This is a genomic window from Blastococcus atacamensis (assembly GCF_002938425.1).
Classification (GTDB): domain Bacteria; phylum Actinomycetota; class Actinomycetes; order Mycobacteriales; family Geodermatophilaceae; genus Blastococcus; species Blastococcus atacamensis.
Window position 1 is genome coordinate 1 of sequence record NZ_POQU01000064.1, and the last position, 21,673, is coordinate 21,673.

At 73.8% G+C, this 21,673-nt stretch carries 20 protein-coding genes; 18 read left to right on the forward strand and 2 right to left on the reverse strand.

Annotated elements, in window-relative coordinates:
• Positions 1-34 precede the first annotated feature (34 nt).
• On the reverse strand, positions 35-1,156 hold the full coding sequence (menE, locus tag C5508_RS14275; RefSeq protein WP_104525617.1) for an o-succinylbenzoate--CoA ligase: 1,122 nt from the start codon (positions 1,154-1,156) through the stop codon (positions 35-37).
• 41 nt (positions 1,157-1,197) lie between these two features.
• On the opposite strand from menE, the gene C5508_RS14280 reads away from it, so the two are divergent.
• The 3 genes from C5508_RS14280 (at position 1,198) to C5508_RS19580 (ending at position 4,102) form a co-directional block, all read left to right on the forward strand.
• The gene (locus C5508_RS14280; protein ID WP_104525618.1) at positions 1,198-2,166 is read left to right on the forward strand and encodes an o-succinylbenzoate synthase; all 969 of its coding nucleotides are present in this window, start codon (positions 1,198-1,200) and stop codon (positions 2,164-2,166) included.
• Positions 2,163-3,851, forward strand: coding sequence for a 2-succinyl-5-enolpyruvyl-6-hydroxy-3-cyclohexene-1-carboxylic-acid synthase (gene menD / locus C5508_RS14285; protein WP_104525619.1), 1,689 nt, complete (start codon positions 2,163-2,165; stop codon positions 3,849-3,851). Before C5508_RS14280 ends, menD begins: the two co-directional genes overlap by 4 nt.
• Before the next feature lie 110 nt (positions 3,852-3,961).
• A complete protein-coding gene (locus C5508_RS19580; protein ID WP_157944100.1) occupies positions 3,962-4,102 on the forward strand; it encodes a hypothetical protein in 141 nt (46 codons plus the stop codon).
• A 19-nt stretch (positions 4,103-4,121) separates the two neighbouring features.
• On the opposite strand, the gene C5508_RS14290 is transcribed toward C5508_RS19580, so the two are convergent.
• Positions 4,122-5,381 carry an isochorismate synthase gene (locus C5508_RS14290; RefSeq protein ID WP_104525620.1) on the reverse strand — a complete coding sequence of 420 codons (1,260 nt, stop codon included), beginning with the start codon at positions 5,379-5,381 and terminating at the stop codon, positions 4,122-4,124.
• Positions 5,382-5,416: 35 nt separating this feature from the next.
• On the opposite strand from C5508_RS14290, the gene C5508_RS14295 reads away from it, so the two are divergent.
• From C5508_RS14295 to nuoL, 15 genes are all read left to right on the forward strand, one after another.
• On the forward strand, positions 5,417-6,136 hold the full coding sequence (locus tag C5508_RS14295) for a demethylmenaquinone methyltransferase (protein ID WP_104525621.1): 720 nt from the start codon (positions 5,417-5,419) through the stop codon (positions 6,134-6,136).
• 1 nt (position 6,137) lies between these two features.
• The gene (locus C5508_RS14300; RefSeq protein WP_104525622.1) at positions 6,138-6,914 is read left to right on the forward strand and encodes an HNH endonuclease signature motif containing protein; all 777 of its coding nucleotides are present in this window, start codon (positions 6,138-6,140) and stop codon (positions 6,912-6,914) included.
• Positions 6,915-7,065: 151 nt separating this feature from the next.
• Entirely contained in the window at positions 7,066-8,337 is a 1,272-nt protein-coding gene (locus tag C5508_RS14305; RefSeq protein WP_104525623.1) for a geranylgeranyl reductase family protein, read from the forward strand.
• 110 nt (positions 8,338-8,447) lie between these two features.
• Positions 8,448-8,810 (forward strand): NADH-quinone oxidoreductase subunit A, encoded by a 363-nt coding sequence (locus C5508_RS14310; RefSeq protein WP_198598091.1) that lies wholly within the window; start codon positions 8,448-8,450, stop codon positions 8,808-8,810.
• Positions 8,811-8,830: 20 nt separating this feature from the next.
• Positions 8,831-9,505 carry a NuoB/complex I 20 kDa subunit family protein gene (locus tag C5508_RS14315; RefSeq protein WP_104525625.1) on the forward strand — a complete coding sequence of 225 codons (675 nt, stop codon included), beginning with the start codon at positions 8,831-8,833 and terminating at the stop codon, positions 9,503-9,505.
• Positions 9,502-10,254, forward strand: a complete 753-nt coding sequence (locus tag C5508_RS14320) for an NADH-quinone oxidoreductase subunit C (RefSeq protein ID WP_104525626.1) — start codon at positions 9,502-9,504, stop codon at positions 10,252-10,254. The genes C5508_RS14315 and C5508_RS14320 overlap by 4 nt, the downstream gene beginning before the upstream one ends.
• The gene (locus tag C5508_RS14325; RefSeq protein ID WP_104525627.1) at positions 10,251-11,573 is read left to right on the forward strand and encodes an NADH-quinone oxidoreductase subunit D; all 1,323 of its coding nucleotides are present in this window, start codon (positions 10,251-10,253) and stop codon (positions 11,571-11,573) included. Before C5508_RS14320 ends, C5508_RS14325 begins: the two co-directional genes overlap by 4 nt.
• A complete protein-coding gene (gene nuoE, locus C5508_RS14330) occupies positions 11,570-12,628 on the forward strand; it encodes an NADH-quinone oxidoreductase subunit NuoE (RefSeq protein ID WP_104525628.1) in 1,059 nt (352 codons plus the stop codon). The genes C5508_RS14325 and nuoE overlap by 4 nt, the downstream gene beginning before the upstream one ends.
• 3 nt (positions 12,629-12,631) lie before the next feature.
• Positions 12,632-13,960, forward strand: a complete 1,329-nt coding sequence (gene nuoF, locus C5508_RS14335) for an NADH-quinone oxidoreductase subunit NuoF (RefSeq protein ID WP_104525629.1) — start codon at positions 12,632-12,634, stop codon at positions 13,958-13,960.
• Entirely contained in the window at positions 13,957-16,458 is a 2,502-nt protein-coding gene (locus C5508_RS14340) for an NADH-quinone oxidoreductase subunit G (protein WP_104525630.1), read from the forward strand. Before nuoF ends, C5508_RS14340 begins: the two co-directional genes overlap by 4 nt.
• Complete coding sequence (nuoH, locus tag C5508_RS14345; RefSeq protein ID WP_104525631.1) at positions 16,455-17,933, forward strand: NADH-quinone oxidoreductase subunit NuoH; 1,479 nt, start codon at positions 16,455-16,457, stop codon at positions 17,931-17,933. The genes C5508_RS14340 and nuoH overlap by 4 nt, the downstream gene beginning before the upstream one ends.
• A complete protein-coding gene (gene nuoI / locus C5508_RS14350; RefSeq protein ID WP_198598092.1) occupies positions 17,926-18,537 on the forward strand; it encodes an NADH-quinone oxidoreductase subunit NuoI in 612 nt (203 codons plus the stop codon). Before nuoH ends, nuoI begins: the two co-directional genes overlap by 8 nt.
• Positions 18,534-19,376, forward strand: coding sequence for an NADH-quinone oxidoreductase subunit J (locus tag C5508_RS14355; protein ID WP_104525632.1), 843 nt, complete (start codon positions 18,534-18,536; stop codon positions 19,374-19,376). The genes nuoI and C5508_RS14355 overlap by 4 nt, the downstream gene beginning before the upstream one ends.
• Complete coding sequence (nuoK, locus tag C5508_RS14360; RefSeq protein WP_104525633.1) at positions 19,373-19,672, forward strand: NADH-quinone oxidoreductase subunit NuoK; 300 nt, start codon at positions 19,373-19,375, stop codon at positions 19,670-19,672. Before C5508_RS14355 ends, nuoK begins: the two co-directional genes overlap by 4 nt.
• 17 nt (positions 19,673-19,689) lie before the next feature.
• Complete coding sequence (gene nuoL / locus C5508_RS14365; protein WP_232797143.1) at positions 19,690-21,627, forward strand: NADH-quinone oxidoreductase subunit L; 1,938 nt, start codon at positions 19,690-19,692, stop codon at positions 21,625-21,627.
• Positions 21,628-21,673 lie beyond the last annotated feature (46 nt).

Consider the following 21,673-nt stretch of genomic DNA (forward strand, 5'->3'; position numbering starts at 1 on the left):
AGAGGTGTAGAAGAGACAGGGGCGGGGGTGGCCATCAGACCTCCGGGATGCGGGCCGCGACGGCGCGGCGGTCGGGCTTGCCCGTGTGCAGGGTCGGGACGGAGTCGATCAGGTGCAGTTGCCGGGGGGCCGCGGGGGCACCGAGGCGGTCGGCCACCCAGGGGCGCAGGAGGGCGAGGTCCGGAGCGGCTCCGGGTGCCGCGACGACGGCGGCGACGACGCGCTGGCCCCACTCGGGGTCGGCGCGGCCGAACACGACGGCGTCGGCGACGGCGGGGTGCTCGCGCAGCGCCGCCTCGACCGCCGCGGGCACCACGTTGACCCCGCCGGAGATGACGACGTCGTCCAGCCGGCCGTGCACGCTCAGCCGCCCGTCGGATCCGAGCGTGCCGGCGTCCCGGGTGCGGAACCAGCCGTCGGCGAACGCGGCCGCGGTCGCACCGGGATCGCGCCGGTAGCCGACCGCCAGCATCGGGCCGGCCAGCTCGACACCTCCCTCGGCGATGCGGACCCGGGTGCCCTCCAGCGGCAGCCCGTCGTAGACGCAGCCGCCGGCGGTCTCGGTCATCCCGTAGGTGGTGACGACGGCGACGCCCTCGGCCCGGGCGCGGTCGAGCAGCGCCGGGTCGGTGGCCGCGCCGCCCACCAGCACCGCGTCGAAGGCGCGCAGCGCCTCGGGCTCGGCGTCCAGCGCGCGGCGCAGCTGGGTCGGGACCATCGAGGTGTAGCGGCGGTCCCCGGCCGGCATCCGGGCCACGGCGGCGGTCAGGGTCTCGCCCTCGGCCACCCGGACCGCGGTGCGGTCGCTGAGGATGCTGCGGCACAGGACCTGGAGGCCCGCGATCGCCGACACCGGAAGGCTCAGCAGCCAGCTGCCGTGGCCGCCGATCCGGTCCAGGGTCGCCGCCGCCGAGGCGCGCAGGGCATCGGCCGACAGCAGCACCCCGCGGCCGCCGCCGGTCGAGCCGGAGGTGACGACGACGAGGTCCGTGCCCGGCTCGAGCGGCTCGTCGGGGCGCAGCACCGCCCGGGCGGCGTCGACGACGGCCGGCGGTCCGGACGGCAGGACGGCCAGCGGGCGCGAGCCGTCGAGGGCGGCGCGGAGGTGGTCGTCGGAGAGCTCGGCCGCGGCCACGAGGGTCAGGTGCCGAGCCACGAGGGACGAGCCTACGACCCGGCCCGATTACGCTGGTCACCGTGACAGCCGCCCCCGCCGCCGCACTGCCGGCGGGGATCACCGAGCTGGCGATCTACGAGGTGCCGCTGCGCACCCGCTTCCGGGGCATCGACGTCCGCGACGGGGTGCTGCTGCGCGGCCCGGCCGGCTGGGGGGAGTTCTCCCCGTTCTGGGACTACGACGCCGCCGAGAGCCGTCGCTGGTGGGCCGCCGCCGTGGAGGCCGCCGTCGAGGACTGGCCGGCACCGCTGCGCGACTCGGTCCCGGTGAACGTGACGGTGCCGGCGGTCGACGCCGAGCGGGCGCACGCGATCGTCGCGGCGTCGGGTTGCCGCACCGCCAAGGTGAAGGTCGCCGAGCCGGGCCAGACGGCCGCTGATGACCGGGCCCGCGTGGAGGCGGTGCGCTCGGCGCTGGGACCGGCGGGTGCCATCCGGGTCGACGCCAACGCCGCGTGGGACGTCGACACCGCGGTGCGGCGGATCCGCGAGCTCGACGCCGCCGTCGGCCTGGAGTACGTCGAGCAGCCCTGCCCCGGCCTGGACGAGCTGGCGAGGCTGCGCCGCCGGATCGACGTCCGCGTCGCCGTGGACGAGGGGGTCCGGCGCTCGGCGGACCCGCTGCGGGTGGACCTGCGGGAGGCCGGCGACGTCGTCGTCCTCAAGGTGCAGCCGCTGGGCGGGGTGCGCGCCGCGCTGCGGGTCGCGGAGGTGCACGGGCTGCCGTGCGTCGTCTCCTCGGCGCTGGAGTCCTCGGTGGGCATCGCGGCCGGGGTGGCGCTGGCCGCCGCGCTGCCGGAGCTCCCGTTCGCCTGCGGGCTCGCCACGGTCGCGCTGTTCACCGCCGACGTGAGCGGCACGCCGCTGCTGCCGGTCGACGGTGCCCTGCCGGTGGTCCGGCCCGAGCCCGACCGGCTGGCCTCCCTCGCGGCCGGCGACGGCACGGCGGCCCGCTGGCGGGCTCGGATCGACGAGGTGCTCGCCGCGTGAACCCCTCCACCGCCTTCGCGCGGGTGCTGGTCGACGAGCTGGTGCGCGGCGGCGTGACCGATGCGGTCCTGGCGCCCGGCTCCCGGTCCGCCCCGGTGGCGCTGGCCCTCACCGCGGCCGAGCGGGACGGACGGCTGCGACTGCACGTGCGCATCGACGAGCGCACCGCGTCGTTCCTGGCGCTGGGCCTGGCCAAGGCCTCCGGCCGGCCGGTGCCCGTGCTGACCACCTCGGGGACGGCGACCGCGCACCTGCACGCGGCCGTGCTCGAGGCGCACGAGAGCGGGGTGCCGCTGCTGGCGCTGACGGCCGACCGGCCGCCGGAGCTGCGGGCCACCGGTGCCAACCAGACGATCGAGCAGGCCGGCCTCTACGGCGGTGCGGTGCGCTGGGCGATCGACGTGGGCGTGCCGGAGCCCGGCCGCGAGGAGGCGCAGAACCGCTACTGGCGCTCGGTGGTCGCCAAGGCGCTGATCACGGCGACCGGTGGACTCTCCGGGGACCCGGGACCGGTGCAGCTGAACCTGGCGCTGCGCGAGCCGCTGATGCCCGACGACGAACCCGGCGAGCTCGTCGGCTCCTGGGCCGGTCGGCCCGGCGGTGCGCCGTGGACCGCGGCGCGGCGCAGCTCGGCCGCCGCGATGGGGCCGCTGCCGGACTGGCACCAGCGCACGCTCGTGGTGATCGGCGACGGGCCGGCGTTCTGGGGGCGGGTCGCGGCGAACACGGCCGCGGGCAACGGGTGGCCGGTGCTGGCCGAGCCGTCGAGCGGTGCCGCCGGCCTCCGGGGTGGGGCGCTGCTGCTCGGCGCCCCGGAGTGGCTGGCCGGGCACCGGCCCGACCGGGTCGTCGTCGTGGGCCGGCCGACGCTGTCGCGGCCGGTCTCGGCACTGCTGGCCGATCCGCGCGTGCACGTCGAGACGGTCACCACCGGCCCCCGCTGGGCCGACGCGGTGCGGTCCAGCGCGGAGGTGGGTGTCGGGCTCCTCGGGGGACCAGGGGAGGGTGGCACCGTCGAGCCCGGCTGGTCCCGGGAGTGGTCGGCCGCCGCCGACCGGGTGGGCGCGGCCGTGGACGCCGTGCTCGACTCGTCGCCGTCCCTGACCGCGGCCCGGGTGGCGCGGGACGTCGTCGGCGTGCTGCCGTCCGGAGCGCTGCTGGTGCTCGGCTCCTCCACGCCGGTGCGGGACGTCGACCGGCTGGCCGTGCGGCGGGCCGACCTCACCGTGCTGGCCAACCGCGGCGTGGCAGGCATCGACGGCACCATCTCCACCGCGGTCGGGGCGGCGCTGGTGCACGGCGGTCCGTCGTTCGCGCTGATGGGTGACCTGACGTTCCTGCACGACCTCACCGGTCTGCTCCTCGGTGAGGGGGAGCGGGAGCCGGACCTGACCGTCGTCGTCCCGGACAACGACGGCGGCGGGATCTTCGCCCAGCTGGAGCCCGGCCAGGACCGCTACGCCGCCGACTACCGGCGGGTGTTCGGCACACCGCACGGCCGCGACCTGGTGGCGGTGGCGCAGTCGCTCGGCTGGGCGGCGTCCCGGGTGTCGGCACCGGAGGAGCTGTCGACGGCGCTGCGCCTGGGCGGGCCACGCGTCGTCGTCGTCCGCACCGACCAGCGGGCGGAGGCCGCCCTTGCCGGGGAGCTGCGCGCGGCCGCGGTGGCGGCGCTGAAGCCCTGAGGTCCTGCGGATCTCTTGCGTCTGCCGTGCGGCTGCCCTGCGTCTGGAGCGGCAGAGTTCTCCTTGCACGGGGGACGCGCCCCGGCGGGAGCGGTGGGAGGAGTTCGACGATGAGCCAGGACGTGCTGCGCCCGGTCCGCCTGCTGGCGGCCACGATCGCGGTCGCGGCCGGCATCGCCGGATTCGCTCTGGGGGACACCGCACCCGCCGGGGCCACTCCGACCGACGTCGTGCTGGTCCACGTCGGCTGACCCCGGAGGGCCCGCCGGTTCAGCCCTCGAGCGCTGCCTGGAAGGCGGCGAACTTCGACTGGGTCTCGGCCAGCTCCGCGGACGGGTCGGAGCCGGCCACGATGCCGCAGCCGGCGAACAGGCGCGCGCCGTGGTCGCCCACCAGCTCCGCACAGCGCAGCGCCAGGCCGAACTCGCCGTTGCCCGTGGCGTCCAGCCAGCCCACCGGTCCCGCGTAGCGGCCCCGATCCATGCCCTCCAGCTCACCGATCAGCGCGGCCGCGTCCGGGGTGGGCGTGCCGCAGACGGCGGCCGTCGGGTGCACCGCACCCACGAGCTCCAGCAGCCCGGCCCCGGCGGCGCGCCCGCTGCTCGCCTGGGTGCCGACGACGTCGGTCGCCAGGTGCCGCACGTTCGCCAGCGTGAGCAGCTGCGGCTCGACAGGGGTGTCCAGGGCGTCGCAGTAGGGCTCCAGGGCACGCACCAGCGAGTCGACGGCGAGCGCGTGCTCGGCGCGGTCCTTGGCGGATGCCAGGAGCGCGCGCGCCAGGCGCTCGTCCTCCGCACCGGCGCCGCGCGGGGCCGTGCCGGCGAGGACGCGCGCGGACAGCCGGCGGCCGGTGCGGCGCAGCAGCAGCTCCGGAGTGGCGCCGAGCAGCCCGTCGACGGCGAAGGTCCAGCAGTCGGGGAACCGGGCCGCGAGCCGGCGCAGCAACCGCCGGGGGTCGAGCGGGACGTCGGAGGAGACGAGCAGGTCACGGGCGAGGACCACCTTGGCCAGGTCGCCGGCGTCGATCCGCTCCACGGCCTCGGCCACGGCCGCGCACCAGCTCGCCGGGTCCAGGGCGCCGTCGGCGTACCGGAGGCGGGGGGAAGGGCCCGCGGTCAGCGAATGGGGCTCGGGCAGCACGGGCGCGGTGCCGACGGCGGTGATCCAGCCGACGCCCTCGCGCCGTCCGGCCACCACCTCCGGCACGACGAACACCGACGTCCCGGCGGCGGGGTCGAAGGCGACGCTGCCGAAGAGCACCGGGCCGGAGCCGGGGACGCCCAGCTCGTCGTCGACGTCGAGGCCTGCGGTGTAGTCGTCCCACCAGTCGGCGGCGTCGGCCAGCGCGCGGGGGCCGGTGACCTCGATGCGGGCGGCCTCGCCCCAGCCGACCAGGCCCTCGCCGCGGCGCACCCAGGAGAGCCCGCCGCGGGCGGGGAGGAGGTCGAGCAGCTCCCCGGCGGCGTCGGACCGGACCGTCGTGACGGTGCGCGACGCCGCTGCCGGGGAGGTCAGGGCGGCCGCGGTCACGGCCCCAGGGTAAGAGGCCTTGTAGCGTCGATGGTGTGGCAGACCGGCGAGAGACCCAGCACACCGCGGGCGCGAGGGCCGGTCTGGACAAGCGCCCGGCCGAGGTCGCGGCCATGTTCGACCGCGTCGCGAAGCGCTACGACGTCACCAACACGGTGCTCTCCGGCGGCCTGGACTCCTCCTGGCGGCGGGCCACCCGGGAGGCGCTGGGCGCCCGCCCGGGCCAGACGGTGCTGGACGTCGCGGCCGGCACCGCCGTCTCCACGGTGGAGCTCGCCGCCGGAGGCGTGCGCGCCATCGCCTGCGACTTCTCCCAGGGGATGCTGCGCGCGGGTGCCGCCCGCCCGGTGCCCAAGATCGCCGGTGACGCGATGGCGCTGCCACTGGCCGACGAGAGCGTGGACGGCGTCGTCATCTCCTTCGGCCTGCGCAACGTGGCCGATCCCGACGCCGCCCTGCGGGAGTTCTCCCGGGTGACGAAGCCCGGCGGCACGCTGGTGGTCTGCGAGTTCTCCAGCCCCACCTGGTCGCCGTTCCGCACCGTCTACACCGAGTACCTGATGAAGGCGCTGCCCCGGATCGCCCGCGCGGTGAGCAGCAACCCGGAGGCGTACGTCTACCTGGCGGAGTCGATCAGGGCGTGGCCCGACCAGGCGGCTCTGGCCTCCCGGCTGCAGGGTGCCGGCTGGTCCGACGTCGCCTGGCACGACCTGACCGGTGGGATCGTCGCGCTGCACCGCGGCCGCAAGGTCTGACGTGCGGGTCATCCGCGGCGACCGGTCGCTGCCGGCGCCCTTCGACCATCCCCACGCGGCGCTCGTCCTGAGGCCGTGGGACACCTCGCGTCCGGCGGTGACGGCGCAGGTCACGGTGACCGCGCCCCTGGCGGCCCTGCGTCCGGCCGGGTGGGCGGCGCCCAGCATCGGCGCCGAACCACCCACCCTGGACGGGGAGCCGATCACCGCTGCGCACCTGCGGGAGCTGCTCGGCCGGCTCGACGCGCTCGGTGTGCAGGCCCCGCCGGGCGGTGGTCTGGCGGTGGCCATCACGGGCGACGACGGCGCCCTGCTGGCGGCGGTCACCGTCACCGAGCTCCGGCGGATCGCCGCGCGGGGATGCGTCGTCCACGGCAGGGGCGCGGACTGCGGGTGCGCGCTGGTGGGCCGTCCCCCGGCGATGCCCGGCTACCACCGCTCCACGGCGCAGGAACGGTTCCTCCGCCTGCGGGACCGCACCTGCCGCCACCCGGGCTGTTCGCGGTCGGCCGGTCGCGCCGATGCCGACCACGTGGTGCCCTACGACTGCGGCGGGCGCACCAGCTGCGAGAACCTCTGCTGCCTGTGCCGGACGCACCACCGGCTGAAGACCTTCGCGCGGGGATGGCGGTTCGAGCTGCTCCCGAACGGCACGCTGCTGGTGACCACGCCGAGCGGCGTCACCCGCACCACACGACCACCGGGTCTGCGCGACGTCCGAACCCAGCCCGCGCTCCCTCCGCCACCTCGGCCACCGGACGAGGCGCCACCGTTCTGACGTGTGAGCCCGGCGCCGTATGCGGGTCGGACACCCACCGGCGAGGGGCCGGTGTCGGCTAGGTCACACCGGGGCCTAGACTCGAAGCCGACGACCTTGTGAACTATTTCACAAGGTCGGTCCGAGTCGCTGACGACGCCGGGGAGGGTGCATGGCCCGCGCAACTGCCGAGCACCGTGCCGACGTCGTCGTGGTCGGTGCGGGTCCCGCGGGCGCGAGCGCGGCATGGCACCTGGCGCGCACCGGTGTGGACGTCGCCCTCCTGGAGAAGGCCGAGTTCCCGCGCGAGAAGGTCTGCGGTGACGGGCTGACCCCGCGCGGCGTGAAGGCCCTGCTGGACATGGGCGTGGACACCTCCGCCCCGGGCTGGGTGCGCCGCCGGGGGCTGCGCGTGCACGGGGGTGGTCGGATCGCCGAGGTCGACTGGCCCCGGCTGGACTCCTGGCCCGACCACGGCCTCGTGCGCACCCGCAAGGAGATGGACGCGCTTCTCACCGAGCACGCGGTCGGCGCCGGCGCCCGACTGGTCACCGGCACCACCGTCACCGAACCGTTGCTCGACGACGACGGGCGCGTCACCGGCGTCCGCGCGGAGGCGGGCGAGGACCGCGAGCCGGTCACCTGGCACGCGCCGCTGGTCGTGTCCGCCGAAGGGCTGTCCGGCCGGTTGGCGAAGAGCCTCGGGCTGCTCCGCCGCACGGACCGGCCGCTCGGTGTCGCCGTCCGCAGGTACGTGAGCAGCCGGCGCACCCACGACGACTACCTCGACATCGCCTTCGACCTGACCGCCGAGGGCCCGAGCCGCGACTCCATGCCCGGCTACGGCTGGATCTTCGGCATGGGCGACGGCACCGCCAACGTCGGCTACGGCCTGCTCGACACCCGCCGGGGCACCGGCGCCGACCGGCGGATCATCCTGCGGCGGTGGCTGGACCTGTTCCCCGACGAGGAGGGCCTGCGGGAGGAGGACGCCGTCACGCCGCTGCGTGGTGCGGGGCTGCCGATGGCGCTGAGCCGTGGCCCGGCGTACACCCGCGGGCTCCTGCTGGCCGGTGACACCGCCGGCACGGTGAACCCGTGCAACGGTGAGGGCATCAGTTACGCCCTGGAGAGCGGCCGGATGGCCGCCGAGGCCGCGGCCGAGGCGCTCGCCGCGCCCTCGGTCGCCGCGCGCGAGGCGGTGCTGCAGCGGTACCCCGCGCGGCTGCGCGAGGAGGTGGGCCGCCACCACCGGCTCGGCATGGGGTTCCTCGCGCTGCTCTCCCGGCCCGGCGTCGTCCGGCTGGCCACCGCCCGGGGCCTGCGCCGTCCGAAGCTGGTCGACGGCGCGCTCCGCCTCATGGGCAACCTGACCGACGGGCGCGACGGCGACGCGGTGGACCGCGCGCTGGCCGTCCTCCTCCGACTCACCCCGGCGGCCTGAGCCATGACAGCTGGACGAATGGCGGCCGCGGCGATGCATCGATCCGACACGAACGCTCCGTGTCCTCATCGTGACCCGGGCGTGACCGAACTCACCCTAGGGTTTCAGTGATGCTCTCGACCTACGTCCCCATCGTCGGGCTCTTCGTGCTGGCTGCGGCGTTCGCGCTGTTCTCGGTCGCGGCCGCGCCCTACATCGGGCCGCGCCGCTACAACCGGGCCAAGCTCGAGGCCTACGAGTGCGGGATCGAGCCGGTCGACCAGCCGCTCACCGGCGGTCGCTTCCCGGTCAAGTACTACCTGACGGCGATGTTGTTCATCGTCTTCGACATCGAGATCGTCTTCCTCTACCCGTGGGCCGTGCACAACGAGGCGCTGGGGCTCTTCGGCCTGGTGGAGATGGCGGTTTTCATCGCCACCGTGTTCATCGCCTACGCGTACGTGTGGCGACGTGGGGGGTTGGAATGGGACTGAGTGTGGGGCTGGCGATCTAGATGGGTCTCGAGGAGAAGCTGCCCAGCGGCGTGCTGCTGACCAGCGTGGAGAAGCTGGTCAACTGGACGCGGAAGTCGTCGCTGTGGCCGGCCACGTTCGGCCTCGCCTGCTGCGCCATCGAGATGATGGCCTCGGGCGCCGGCCGCTACGACCTGGCCCGGTTCGGCATGGAGGTCTTCCGGGCCTCGCCGCGCCAGGCCGACCTGATGATCGTTGCCGGCCGGGTGAGCCAGAAGATGGCGCCGGTCCTGCGCCAGATCTACGACCAGATGCCCGAGCCGCGCTGGGTGCTCGCCATGGGCGTCTGCGCCAGCTCCGGCGGCATGTTCAACAACTACGCCGTCGTGCAGGGCGTCGACCACATCGTGCCGGTGGACATGTACCTGCCCGGCTGCCCGCCGCGGCCGGAGATGCTCATGGACGCGATCCTCAAGCTGCACCACAAGATCCAGCACGAGCCTCTCGGCGCGAAGCGGGCGCGGCAGCTGGAGCGGGAACGGCAGGAGGGCACGGCCAAGGACCTGCACGTGGAGATGCCCTCCACCGTCCGCGTCGACAAGGACCTCCGCCGGGCCTACGAGGAGGCGGCCGCGCAGGGTCGCACCGGCCAGTTCGGCATCGAGCAGCGCGGCGGCAACGCCGTCCTGCTGCCGACCGAGCGGGGTCAGAAGTGAGCACCGACGGCGGGTCGAACGTGGTGCCGGGCCGCGAGGAGGCCGGGTACGACGACGCGACGGCACCCTCGGGCGGTTTCCGGAAGGGCGCGTTCGGCGTCAGCGGCAGCGGTGACACGTCCGGCTTCGGCGGGCTGGTCCGCGTCGAGCCCGGCGGCGCGGTCGCGCTGCACTCCACCGAGCGGCCCTACGGCGGCTGGTTCGACGAGGTCACCGACGCGCTGATCGACGCGGTGGGGGAGGCCACGTTCGCCGCCGCCGTCCAGCGGGTCCTCGTCGACCGCGGCGAGATCACCTACTTCGTCGCCCGGGAGCACCTGCTCACCCTGGTGCAGGCACTGCGCGACGACGAGGCCCTGCGCTTCGAGCTGCTGTCCAGCGTGTCGGGCGTCGACTACCTGGACAGCGGCGGACCGGCCGTGGGCCCCGGCCGGCCGCGGCTGCACGCGGTCTACCACCTGACCTCGATGACGTACCGACGCCGGATCCGGCTCGAGGTCGCCGTCACGGCGGAGGACCCGCACGTCCCCTCGGTCACCGGCACCTACCCGACGGCGGACTGGCACGAGCGGGAGACCTTCGACATGTTCGGGATCGTCTTCGACGGCCACCCGGGCCTCACCCGGATCCTCATGCCGGACGACTGGGACGGTCACCCGCAGCGCAAGGACTACCCCCTCGGCGGGATCCCGGTCGAGTACCACGACGCGACGATTCCTCCGCCCGACACCCGGAGGGCGTACCGATGACCACGACGCAGGATCCGTACGCCGGTTCCCGGGAGACCACCGAGGGGCGGGTCTACACAGTCACCGGTGGGGACTGGGACGCCACGCTCGGCGCCGACCCCCACGAGAACGAGCGCCTCGTGGTCAACATGGGCCCGCAGCACCCGTCCACCCACGGCGTGCTCCGGCTGGTGCTCGACCTCGAGGGCGAGACGGTGACGAAGGCGCGGGTGGTCATCGGCTACCTGCACACCGGCATCGAGAAGAACACCGAGTACCGCAACTGGGTGCAGGGCACGACCTTCGTGACCCGCATGGACTACCTGGCCCCGCTCTACAACGAGGCCGGCTACTGCATGGCGGTCGAGAAGCTGCTCGGCATCGAGGTGCCGCAGCGCGCGCAGACGATCCGCCTGCTGGTCATGGAGATCAACCGGATCGCCTCGCACTTGGTCGGCCTGGCCACCGGCGGCATGGAGCTCGGCGCGCTCACCGCGATGACCAACGGGTTCCGCGAGCGGGAGATGTGCCTGGACCTGCTCGAGGAGATCACCGGACTCCGGATGAACCACGCCTACATCCGGCCCGGCGGACTGGCCCAGGACCTGCCCGAGGGTGCCGTCGAGCACATCCGCGAGTTCCTCGAGGTCATGCCCAAGCGGGTGGCCGACTTCCACCGGATGCTCACCGGTCAGCCGATCTGGCAGCGCCGGCTCAAGGACGTCGGGTACCTCGACGTCACCGGCTGCCTGGCGCTGGGCGTCACCGGGCCGATCCTGCGCTCCGCGGGCCTGCCCTGGGACATGCGCAAGGTCGAGCCCTACCTGGGTTACGAGACCTACGACTTCGAGGTGCCGACCGCCGACACCTGCGACGCCTGGGGTCGCTACCTGGTCCGCATGGCCGAGGTGAACGAGTCGCTGAAGCTCATCGGCCAGGCGCTGGACCGGCTCGAGCCCGGCCCGGTGATGGTCGAGGACCGGAAGATCGCCTGGCCCGCGCAGCTCGCGCTGGGCCCCGACGGCATGGGCAACTCCCACGAGCACGTCGCGCACATCATGGGCCAGTCGATGGAGGCCCTCATCCACCACTTCAAGCTGGTCACCGAGGGCTTCCGCGTCCCGGCGGGCCAGGTGTACGTGCCGATCGAGTCGCCCCGCGGCGAGCTCGGCTACCACGTCGTCAGCGACGGGAGCACCCGCCCGTGGCGGGTCCACGTGCGCGACCCCAGCTTCGTGAACCTGCAGGCCACGGCGGCGATGAGCGAGGGCGGCATGATCGCCGACGTCATCGCGGCCATCGCATCGATCGACCCGGTGATGGGGGGCGTCGACAGATGAGTGCACTTCCCGGTTCCATGGAGGGCGCGCTGACGACGGGTCTGGACGACAGCCCTGTCCTGCCCGCGCCGGCGGACCTGCCTCCGCTGACCGAGCAGACCCGGATCGAGGCACGGGAGATCATCGCCCGCTACCCGGTCGCGCGGTCGGCGCTGCTCCCGATGCTGCACCTGGTGCAGAGCTACCAGGGCTACGTCAGCCCCGAGGGCGTCGCGCTCTGCGCCGAGGAGCTGGGCCTGACCAAGGCCGAGGTGGGCGCGGTGGCGACCTTCTACACGATGTACAAGCGCCGTCCGACCGGCCGCCACCTGGTCAGCGTCTGCACCAACACGCTCTGCGCGGTCCTCGGCGGGCAGCGGATCATGGACGCGCTGTCGGCCGACCTCGGCGTCCACCACGACGAGACCTCCGCCGACGGCTCGATCACCCTCGAGCACGCCGAGTGCCTGGCCGCCTGCGACTACGCGCCGGTCGTCACGGTCGACTACGAGTTCTACGACCAGCAGGACGTCGAGAGCGCCCGGGCCCTGGTCCAGGCGCTGCGCCGCGGCGACAAGCCGCACCCCACGCGCGGTGCCCCGCTGACGGACTTCCGGGGCGTCTCCCGGCAGCTCGCCGGCTTCTCCCAGCACGCCGACGAGGCCGCCGCCGCGGCCGCCGTCGACGCGCCGGGGGAGTACGGGCCCACGCTTGCCGGTCTCCGGCTGGCCGCCGAGCGCGGCGAGTCCGCGCCGGAGATGCAGGGCCCGGAGCAGCCGCCGGCCGATGCCGAGGAGCCGCGCGAGACCGTGCGCCCCTCGGGGGACACCGGCGAGACGCCGGGCAAGGAGGCAGCCGACGCCCGCGTCGCCGCGGCCGACAACCCCGCCGAGGAGGCGGGTGCCGCCCAGTCCCACCCCGACAAGGGGGCGGAGTACGGCCGGGGACGGCCCGCCGGCGGCCTCGACCGGAGCGGCACCGGCACACCGGCGCAGAGCGAACCGGCCGGCGGTTACCAGGGGCCCGGTACCGGGCGCACCGTCGAAGGCCGCACCCCACCGAAGCGGAAGGGCTGAGCCATGCCCCTCACCCCCGTCCTCACCTCCCGGTGGGGCGCCGACCAGTCCTGGCGGCTGTCGACGTACGAGTCGATGGACGGCTACGCCGCCCTGCGCACGGCCCTGTCGATGAGCCCGGACGAGCTGGTCACCTCGGTCAAGGACTCCGGTCTCCGCGGTCGTGGCGGCGCCGGGTTCCCGACCGGCATGAAGTGGAGCTTCATCCCGCAGCCCAAGCCGGGGGAGACCCCGACCGGTCCGGCGGCCCTGCCCAAGTACCTCGTGGTCAACGCCGACGAGGGCGAGCCGGGCACCTGCAAGGACCTGCCGCTGATGATGGCCGACCCGCACTCGCTCATCGAGGGCGTCATCATCTCCGCGTACGCGATCCGCTCGCACCTGGCGGTCATCTACGTGCGCGGCGAGGCGGTGCACGCCCACCGCCGGCTGATGAACGCGGTGGGGGAGGCCTACGCCGCCGGCTACCTGGGCCGCGACATCCTCGGCTCCGGCTACGACCTCGAGCTGATCGTGCACGCCGGCGCCGGCGCCTACATCTGCGGCGAGGAGACGGCGCTGCTGGACTCGCTCGAGGGCTACCGCGGTCAGCCCCGGCTCAAGCCGCCGTTCCCCGCGGTCGCCGGTCTCTACGGCGCCCCGACGGTCATCAACAACGTCGAGACCCTGGCCAGCGTGCCGTTCGTCGTCCGGGGCGGCGCGGAGTGGTTCAAGGCGTTCGGCCCGGAGAAGTCGCCCGGCCCGAAGATCTACTCGCTGTCGGGCCGGGTCGTGCGCCCGGGCCAGTACGAGGCCCCCATGGGGACGACGATGCGCGAGCTGCTGGAGATGGCCGGCGGCGTGCGCCCGGGCCACGAGCTCAAGTTCTGGACGCCGGGCGGCTCCTCGACGCCGTACTTCACGCCCGAGCACCTCGACGTCCCGCTGGACTTCGACTCGGTCGCGGCCGCCGGCTCGATGCTGGGCACCACCGCGCTGATGGTGTTCGACGAGACGGACTCCATCGTCGAGGCGACCTTGCGGTTCACCCAGTTCTACGCGCACGAGAGCTGCGGCAAGTGCACCCCGTGCCGGGAGGGCACCTACTGGCTGGTCCAGATCCTGCAGCGGCTGGTCGACGGCCAGGGCACCGCGCAGGACCTCGACCTGCTGGTCGACACCTGCGACAACATCCTCGGCCGGTCGTTCTGCGCCCTCGGTGACGGCGCGACCAGCTGCATCTCCAGCTCGCTGAAGTACTTCAAGGACGACTACGTCGCCCTGCTGCCGCCCGAGGAGCAGGCCCGCCTGGGCCGCAGCCTCCGGCTCGAGCCCGTGGGAGCTGCGTCATGACGCTCGTGAATCCGACCCCCGCGCCGGCGGTCCCCCCGGGCACGCCCGGACCGCACACCCCGGCCGACGCCGTCCACTGCACCATCGACGGCTTCGACGTCGCCGTCCCGAAGGGCACGCTGATCATCCGGGCCGCCGAGATGATCGGCGTCCAGATCCCGCGGTTCTGCGACCACCCGCTGCTCGAGCCGGTCGGCGCGTGCCGGCAGTGCCTGGTGGAGGTGGAGGGCCAGCGCAAGCCGGTGGCCTCCTGCACGATGCCGGTCACCGACGGCATGGCGGTGCGGACGCAGCTGTCCAGCCCGGTGGCGGACAAGGCGCAGCAGGGCACGATGGAGCTGCTGCTGATCAACCACCCGCTCGACTGCCCGGTCTGCGACAAGGGCGGGGAATGCCCGCTGCAGAACCAGGCGATGAGCAACGGGCGCACCGAGACCCGGTTCGCCGGCGAGAAGCGCACCTACCCCAAGCCGCTGCCGATCAGCACCCAGATCCTGCTGGACCGGGAGCGCTGCGTGCTGTGCGCCCGGTGCACGCGCTTCTCCGAGCAGGTGGCCGGCGACCCGTTCATCGAGCTGTTCGAGCGCGGTGCCCTCCAGCAGGTCGCCGTCTACGAGGACGAGCCGTTCGAGTCCTACTTCTCGGGCAACACCACCCAGATCTGCCCCGTCGGGGCGCTCACCAGCGCCCAGTACCGGTTCCGGGCCCGGCCCTTCGACCTGCGCAGCGAGCCCAGCGTGTGCGAGCACTGCGCCTCGGGCTGCTCGATGCGCACCGACTACCGCCGGGGCAGGGTCACCCGCCGGCTGGCCGGGGAGGACCCCGCGGTCAACGAGGAGTGGACCTGCGACAAGGGGCGCTACGCGTTCCGCTACGCGACGGCCAACGAGCGGCTGACCACCCCGCTGGTGCGCCGCGACGGCGTCCTGCAGCCGGCCTCCTGGCCGGAGGCGTGGGCCGCCGCGGCCGCCGGGCTGTCCCAGGCCCGCGCGGAGGGCGGCGTGGGCGTGCTGCCCGGTGGCCGGCTGACGGTCGAGGACGCCTACGCCTGGGCCGCCTTCGCCCGCGTGGCCCTCGGCACCAACGACGTCGACGCGCGGGCCCGGGCGCACTCCGCCGAGGAGCTCGCCTTCCTCGAGGCCGTCGTCGCCGGCACCGGTCCGGGGACCGGCGCCGTCACCTACGACGACCTCGGGTCCGCCCCGGCCGTGCTGCTCGCCGGCCTGGAGCCCGAGGAGGAGTCACCGATCCTCTTCCTGCGGCTGCGCCGCGCCGTGCGCACCGGGAAGCTGTCGGTCTTCGACCTCGCGCCCTACGGGTCCCGGGCCGCCGAGAAGCTGCAGGCCACCGTGCTCGCCACGCTGCCCGGCGCCGAGGCCCGCTCGCTCGAGGCGCTCGCCGAGGGCAGCTGGGGCGGTCCCGCCGTCGAGGCGCTCCGGCAGCCCGGAGCCGTGGTGCTCGCCGGCGAGCGGCTGGCCGAGGTACCCGGCGCCTTCTCCGCCCTGGTCGGGCTCTCCCGGGCCACCGGCGCGCGCCTGGCCTGGGTCCCCCGTCGTGCCGGTGAGCGCGGAGCCGTGGAGGCCGGCGCCCTGCCGAACCTGCTGCCCGGCGGGCGCAGCGTCGCCGACGCAGCGGCCCGCGCCGAGGTGGCCGCGGTCTGGGGCATCGACCCCGCCGCGGTGCCGGCCCATCCCGGCCGCGACCTCACGGGCATCCTCACCGCCGTGCGCAGCGGCCGGCTGCCCGGGCTGCTCGTCGGCGGGGTGGACCCCGCCGACCTGCCCGACCCGGCGCTCGCGGTCGCGGCCCTCGACGCGGCGGCCTTCGTCGTCAGCCTCGAGATGTTCCCGAGCGCGGTGACCGAGCGCGCCGACGTCGTCCTGCCGGTGGCCGCGGCGTCGGAGAAGGCGGGCAGCTACCTGGACTGGGAGGGGCGGGTCCGCTCGTTCGACGCCACCCTGCACGGCACCGGCATGCTTTCCGACGGCCGCGTGCTGCACGGGCTCGCCGACGAGATGGACGTCGACCTGCGGCTGCCCACCCCGGAGGCGGCCCGCGCCGCCCTGGCCGCGCTGGGCACCCGGCGCACGGCGGCACCCTCGGTTCCGGGGCTCGACGTCCCGGCACCCGCGGTGCCGGCCCTGCGCGACGACGAGGCGCTGCTGGCCTCCTGGCGGCAGCTGCTCGACGTCGGCACCCTGCAGCGCGACGAGCCGGAGCTGGCCGGCACGGCCCGTCGTCCGGTGGCCCGCGTCGGCGCCGACACCGCCGCGCGGCTCGGGCTGGCCGACGGCGACCGGATCACCGTCAGCGGCTCCACGGGCTCGATCAGCCTGCCGCTGCGGATCACGCCGATGCCGGAGCAGGTGGTGTGGCTGCCGATGCGCTCGCCCGGCAGCGAGATCCGGACCGACCTGGGCACCCGGCCCGGCGGCATCGTGCGGCTGGCCCGCACGAGCGCCCCCGTCCCCGCCGACCTCGCGGGAGGCACGCGATGAACCTGTGGGCCTCGGCCGACCAGCCGACACTCGAGGACTTCGGGCACGACGTCTGGTGGATCGTGCTGATCAAGGTCGTCGGCATCTTCGGCGTCCTGGTGCTCATGACGCTGTTCGCCATCGTCTTCGAGCGCAAGGTCGTGGCGCGCATGCAGCAGCGGATCGGCCCCAACCGGGTCGGCCCGCGGGGCTACCTGCAGAGCCTCGCCGACGGGTTGAAGCTGGCGTTCAAGGAAGACATCATGCCGGCGCTGGCGGACAAGCCCGTCTACTTCCTGGCGCCGGTCATCGCCGCGATCCCGGCGTTCCTGGCCTTCTCGGTCATCCCGCTGGGCCCCACGGTCAGCATCTTCGGCGAGCGCACGCCGCTGCAGCTCACCGACGCCCCGATCGGCGTGCTCATCGTGCTGGCCTGCTCCGCGATGGGCGTGTACGGGATCGTGCTGGCCGGCTGGGCCTCCGGCTCGACCTACCCGCTGCTCGGCAGCCTGCGCAGCGCCGCGCAGATGGTCAGCTACGAGATCGCGATGGGCCTGTCGATCGTCGCGGTGTTCCTCTACGCCGGATCGATGTCCACCTCCGAGATCGTCGCCGCCCAGGCCGACGGCAACCGGCTGGACTTCTTCGGCGTCGAGTTCACCGGTCCCAGCTGGTTCGCCGTGTTGCTGCCGGTCTCCTTCGTCATCTACGTCATCGCCGTCGTCGGCGAGACCAACCGGGCGCCCTTCGACCTCCCCGAGGCGGAGAGCGAGCTGGTCGGCGGGTTCCACACCGAGTACTCGTCGCTGAAGTTCGCGCTGTTCTTCCTGGCCGAGTACATCAACATGGTCACCGTCTCGGCGCTGGCCGCGACCCTGTTCCTCGGTGGCTGGCGGGCACCCTGGCCGATCTCGATCTGGGACGGCGCGAACACCGGCTGGTGGCCGCTGCTGTGGTTCTTCCTCAAGGTCGTCGTTGCGCTGTTCGTCTTCATCTGGCTGCGCGGCACCCTGCCCCGGCTGCGCTACGACCAGTTCATGCGCTTCGGCTGGAAGGTCCTCGTCCCGACGGCGCTGGTGTGGATCCTGGTCGTCGCCACCATGCGCACGGTCTCCCGGGAGGCCGACCTCTCCACCGGGCAGGTCGCGCTGTTCGTGGGCGTCCCGGCGGCGCTGCTGGTCCTCGCCGGCCTGCTGCTGGCCAGCCGGTCGGCCAACCGGGACACCCGCGTGATGGCCGAGCAGGCCTCGGCCGGCGCGGTGCACGCCACCGACCCCGAGCCCGACGTGCTCCCGCCGGCGGGGGCGCGGCGCCGGCCCGCCGGTAGCCCCAGCCGCGCCGAGGGCGGCTTCCCGGTACCGCCCATGGACCTCAAGGTGCCGCCGTCGCCGCGGATCCGACGGGAGAGCTCCGCGGCCGGTGCCGACCCCGGCACGACCGTGGTCGGCACCGGCCGCCGCGGCACGGCGACCATCGAGGAGGACGGCGATGTCTGAGCCCACCAAGCCCGGCGAGCAGGACCTGGTCCGCCGCACCGCCGGAGAGGTCGAGCGCTCGCCCGGCACGTCGTCGCGACCGGCGCTGCGCGACGCCGTCACGCCGGCGCCGGCCCAGGGGTTCGGGGTCACCTTCGCCCAGATGTTCCGGACGGTGACCACCGAGCAGTACCCGTTCGAGCCCAAGGTGACCAAGCCCCGCTACCACGGCCGGCACGTGCTCAACCGGCATCCCGACGGGCTGGAGAAGTGCGTGGGGTGCGAGCTGTGCGCGTGGGCCTGCCCCGCGGACGCGATCTACGTCGAGGGCGGCGACAACACCGAGGACGCCCGCTTCTCCCCGGGCGAGCGGTACGGCGCGGTCTACCAGATCAACTACCTGCGCTGCATCTTCTGCGGGCTGTGCATCGAGGCCTGCCCGACCCGGTCGCTGACGATGAGCAACGACTTCGAGCTGGCCGACGACAACCGCCGCGACCTGATCTACACCAAGGAACAGCTCATGGCCCCGCTGCTGCCCGGCATGGAGGCGCCTCCGCACGCCATGCGCCTCGGTGAGGACGAGAAGGACTACTACCTGCGCGCGCCGGAGGCCCGGCCGTGACCCCGGAGACCGCCGACGTCGTCATCGGCACAGGTGAGGCCGTCGTCTTCTGGATCCTCGGCCCGGTCGCGCTGGCCGGGGCGCTGGGCATGGTGTTCAGCCGCAACGCCGTGCACTCCGCGCTCTGGCTGGTCAACACGATGCTGGCGCTGGGCGTCTTCTACGTCGTCCAGTCCGCGCCCTTCCTGGGCGCGGTGCAGATCATCGTCTACACCGGCGCGATCATGATCCTGTTCCTCTTCGTGCTCATGCTGGTCGGGCGTGACTCGTCGGACTCGGTCGTGGAGACGCTGCGCGGGCAGCGGATCGCGGCCACGCTGCTGGGCATCGGCTTCGCCGGGCTGGTCGGTGCCGGGATCGCCCGCGCCACCCAGGACCTGCCGGTCGCCGGGCTCGGCGACGCCCAGGCCGAGGGCAACATCCCGGCGATCGCCGAGCTGCTCTTCACCCGGTACCTGCTGGCCTTCGAGGTCACCAGCGCGCTGCTCATCACCGCCGCCGTCGGCGCGATGGTGCTGGCGCACATCGAGCGTGAGCCCGGCAGCCGGCAGAGCCAGCGGGAGCTCTCCCGTGCGCGGTTCCTCGCCGGCGACCGCCCGCAGACCTACCCGGGCCCCGGCGTGTACGCCCGGGCCAACTCCGTCGCCGCGCCCGCCCTGCTGCCCGACGGCCGGACGCTGGAGGAGACGGTGGCCACCGGCGTCGAGCCCCAGGAGGTCCAGCAGATGCCCCGTCCCACGGGCCGCGAGCAGCTGGGCAACCCCGACGCGGCCCTCGGCACCCTCGACGGCACGCCCAGCGAGATTCCCGGCGGCCGGGTCGGGGGTGAGCACCGATGACCCTCTCCTACTACCTGGTCCTCGCGGCGATCCTCTTCACGATCGGTGCCGTCGGGGTCCTGGTCCGGCGCAACGCGATCGTCGTGTTCATGTGCATCGAGCTGATGCTCAACTCGGTGAACCTGACGCTCGTGACCTTCGCGCGGGCCACCGGCACGGTCGACGGCCAGATCATGGCGTTCTTCGTCATGGTCGTCGCCGCCGCCGAGGTGGTCATCGGGCTCGCCATCATCATGTCGATCTACCGGACCCGACGGTCCGCCTCGGTCGACGACGCCAACCTCCTGAAGTACTGAGCCGGACGGGATCGACGTTGCCTGCTGAAGGGTTGCTCGCCGCCTCCTGGCTGCTGATCGCGCTGCCGCTCGCCGGCGCCGCCGTGCTGCTGCTGGGTGGGCGCCGCACCGACCGTTGGGGTCACCTGCTGGGGACGGCGACGGTCGCGGCCGCCTTCGCCCTCGCCGTCGCCTGCACCGTGCAGCTCGCCGGGGCCGAGGATCGGTCGGCCGACGTCGAGCTGTTCACGTTCATCTCCTCGGGCGAGCTGGACGTGACCGCGGGGCTGCTCTACGACCCGCTGTCGGCGGTGTTCGTCCTGCTGATCACCGGCGTCGGCTCGCTGATCCACGTCTACTCGATCGGCTACATGGCGCACGACCCCGCGCGCCGCCGCTTCTTCGCCTACCTGAACCTGTTCGTGGCCGCGATGCTGCTGCTGGTCCTGGGCAACAGCTACGTCGCGCTCTACGTCGGCTGGGAGGGCGTGGGTCTGGCGTCCTACCTGCTGATCGCCTTCTGGTACACCCGCCCGGCCGCGGCCACCGCGGCGAAGAAGGCGTTCATCATGAACCGCGTCGGCGACGTGGGCCTGGCCATCGCCGTCTTTCTCATGTTCGCCCAGCTGGGGACCACCTCCTACGCGGGCGTGCACGCCGGGGTGGCCACGCTCGCCGGCGGCACGGTCACCGCGATGGGCCTGCTGCTGCTGCTCGGTGCCTGCGGCAAGTCGGGCCAGTTCCCGCTGCAGGCCTGGCTGCCCGACGCCATGGAGGGCCCGACCCCCGTGTCGGCCCTCATCCACGCCGCGACGATGGTCACCGCCGGCGTCTACCTGATCGCCCGCTCGGCGCCGATCTACGACCAGACCCCGACCGCCCGCGCCGTCGTCCTCGCGATCGGCGCGGTCACCCTGCTCATCGGGGCCATCGCCGGCTGCGCCTACGACGACATCAAGAAGGTCCTGGCGTACTCGACGGTCAGCCAGATCGGCTACATGTTCCTGGCCGTGGGGCTCGGTCCCGCGGGCTACGTCGCCGGCCTCGCCCATCTGCTGGCCCACGGGTTCTTCAAGGCCGGGCTGTTCCTCGGTGCCGGGTCGGTCATGCACGCCATGGACGACTCGGTGGACATGCGCCGGTACGGCGGGCTGGCGAAGAAGCTGCCGATCACCTTCGTGACCTTCGGCCTGGGCTACCTCGCGCTGATCGGCTTCCCGTTCCTCTCCGGCTACTTCACCAAGGACGCGATCATCGAGGCCGCGCTGGACCGGGACGACGTCTGGGGCTGGGTCCTCGGCGGTGTGGCCGTGCTCGGCGCCGGCCTGACCGCCTTCTACATGACCCGGCTGATGCTGATGACCTTCTTCGGCCGGGCCCGGTGGGAGGACGGCGTCCACCCGCACGAGTCGCCCTCGGTGATGACCGCGCCGATGGTGGTGCTCGCGGCGGGGTCGGTCTTCTCCGGCGCGCTCCTCGTCTCGGTCTTCCCGCTGTCGGGCTGGCTGGAGCCGGTGTTCGGCGAGCCGGCGGAGGCCGCGCACGTCGTCGCTCCCGCCGTCGTCGGGCTGGTGGTCACCGTCGTGATGCTGCTCGGTGTCCTGGCCGCGTGGCTGTTCGTCGGTCGCCGCGAGGTGCCGGTCACCGCACCCGTGCGGGTCTCGCCGGTGACCCGCGCGGCGCGCAACGCCCTCTACGCCGACACGATCAACGAGTCGCTGTTCATGCGCCCGGGGCAGTGGCTGACCCGCGCGCTGGTCTGGTTCGACAACCGCGGCGTCGACGGCGCGGTCAACGGGCTGGCCGCCGGGCTGGGCGGGTCGTCCTCGCGGCTGGGCCGGGCGCAGAACGGCTTCGTGCGCACCTACGCGCTCGGCATGCTCGGCGGCGCCGTCATGGTCGCCGGTGCCCTGCTGGCCTGTTATACAAATATGACGACGACACATAAGAGGATCTCGCAGAGATCACACGTGTAAGAAGAGTAGCAATAAACATAAATCTATACATACCGGAATAGATAAA

Bases quoted from the DNA above. Each gene is read 5' to 3' on its own strand.
- C5508_RS14305 (WP_104525623.1), top strand. From the start codon at position 7,066: ATGGCCCGCGCAACTGCCGAGCACCGTGCCGACGTCGTCGTGGTCGGT.
- C5508_RS14340 (WP_104525630.1), top strand. From the start codon at position 13,957: ATGACGCTCGTGAATCCGACCCCCGCGCCGGCGGTCCCCCCGGGCACG.
- nuoH (WP_104525631.1), top strand. From the start codon at position 16,455: ATGAACCTGTGGGCCTCGGCCGACCAGCCGACACTCGAGGACTTCGGG.
- nuoK (WP_104525633.1), top strand. From the start codon at position 19,373: ATGACCCTCTCCTACTACCTGGTCCTCGCGGCGATCCTCTTCACGATC.
- C5508_RS19580 (WP_157944100.1), top strand. From the start codon at position 3,962: ATGAGCCAGGACGTGCTGCGCCCGGTCCGCCTGCTGGCGGCCACGATC.
- nuoF (WP_104525629.1), top strand. From the start codon at position 12,632: ATGCCCCTCACCCCCGTCCTCACCTCCCGGTGGGGCGCCGACCAGTCC.
- C5508_RS14315 (WP_104525625.1), top strand. From the start codon at position 8,831: ATGGGTCTCGAGGAGAAGCTGCCCAGCGGCGTGCTGCTGACCAGCGTG.
- C5508_RS14325 (WP_104525627.1), top strand. From the start codon at position 10,251: ATGACCACGACGCAGGATCCGTACGCCGGTTCCCGGGAGACCACCGAG.
- nuoI (WP_198598092.1), top strand. From the start codon at position 17,926: ATGTCTGAGCCCACCAAGCCCGGCGAGCAGGACCTGGTCCGCCGCACC.
- C5508_RS14310 (WP_198598091.1), top strand. From the start codon at position 8,448: ATGCTCTCGACCTACGTCCCCATCGTCGGGCTCTTCGTGCTGGCTGCG.
- nuoE (WP_104525628.1), top strand. From the start codon at position 11,570: ATGAGTGCACTTCCCGGTTCCATGGAGGGCGCGCTGACGACGGGTCTG.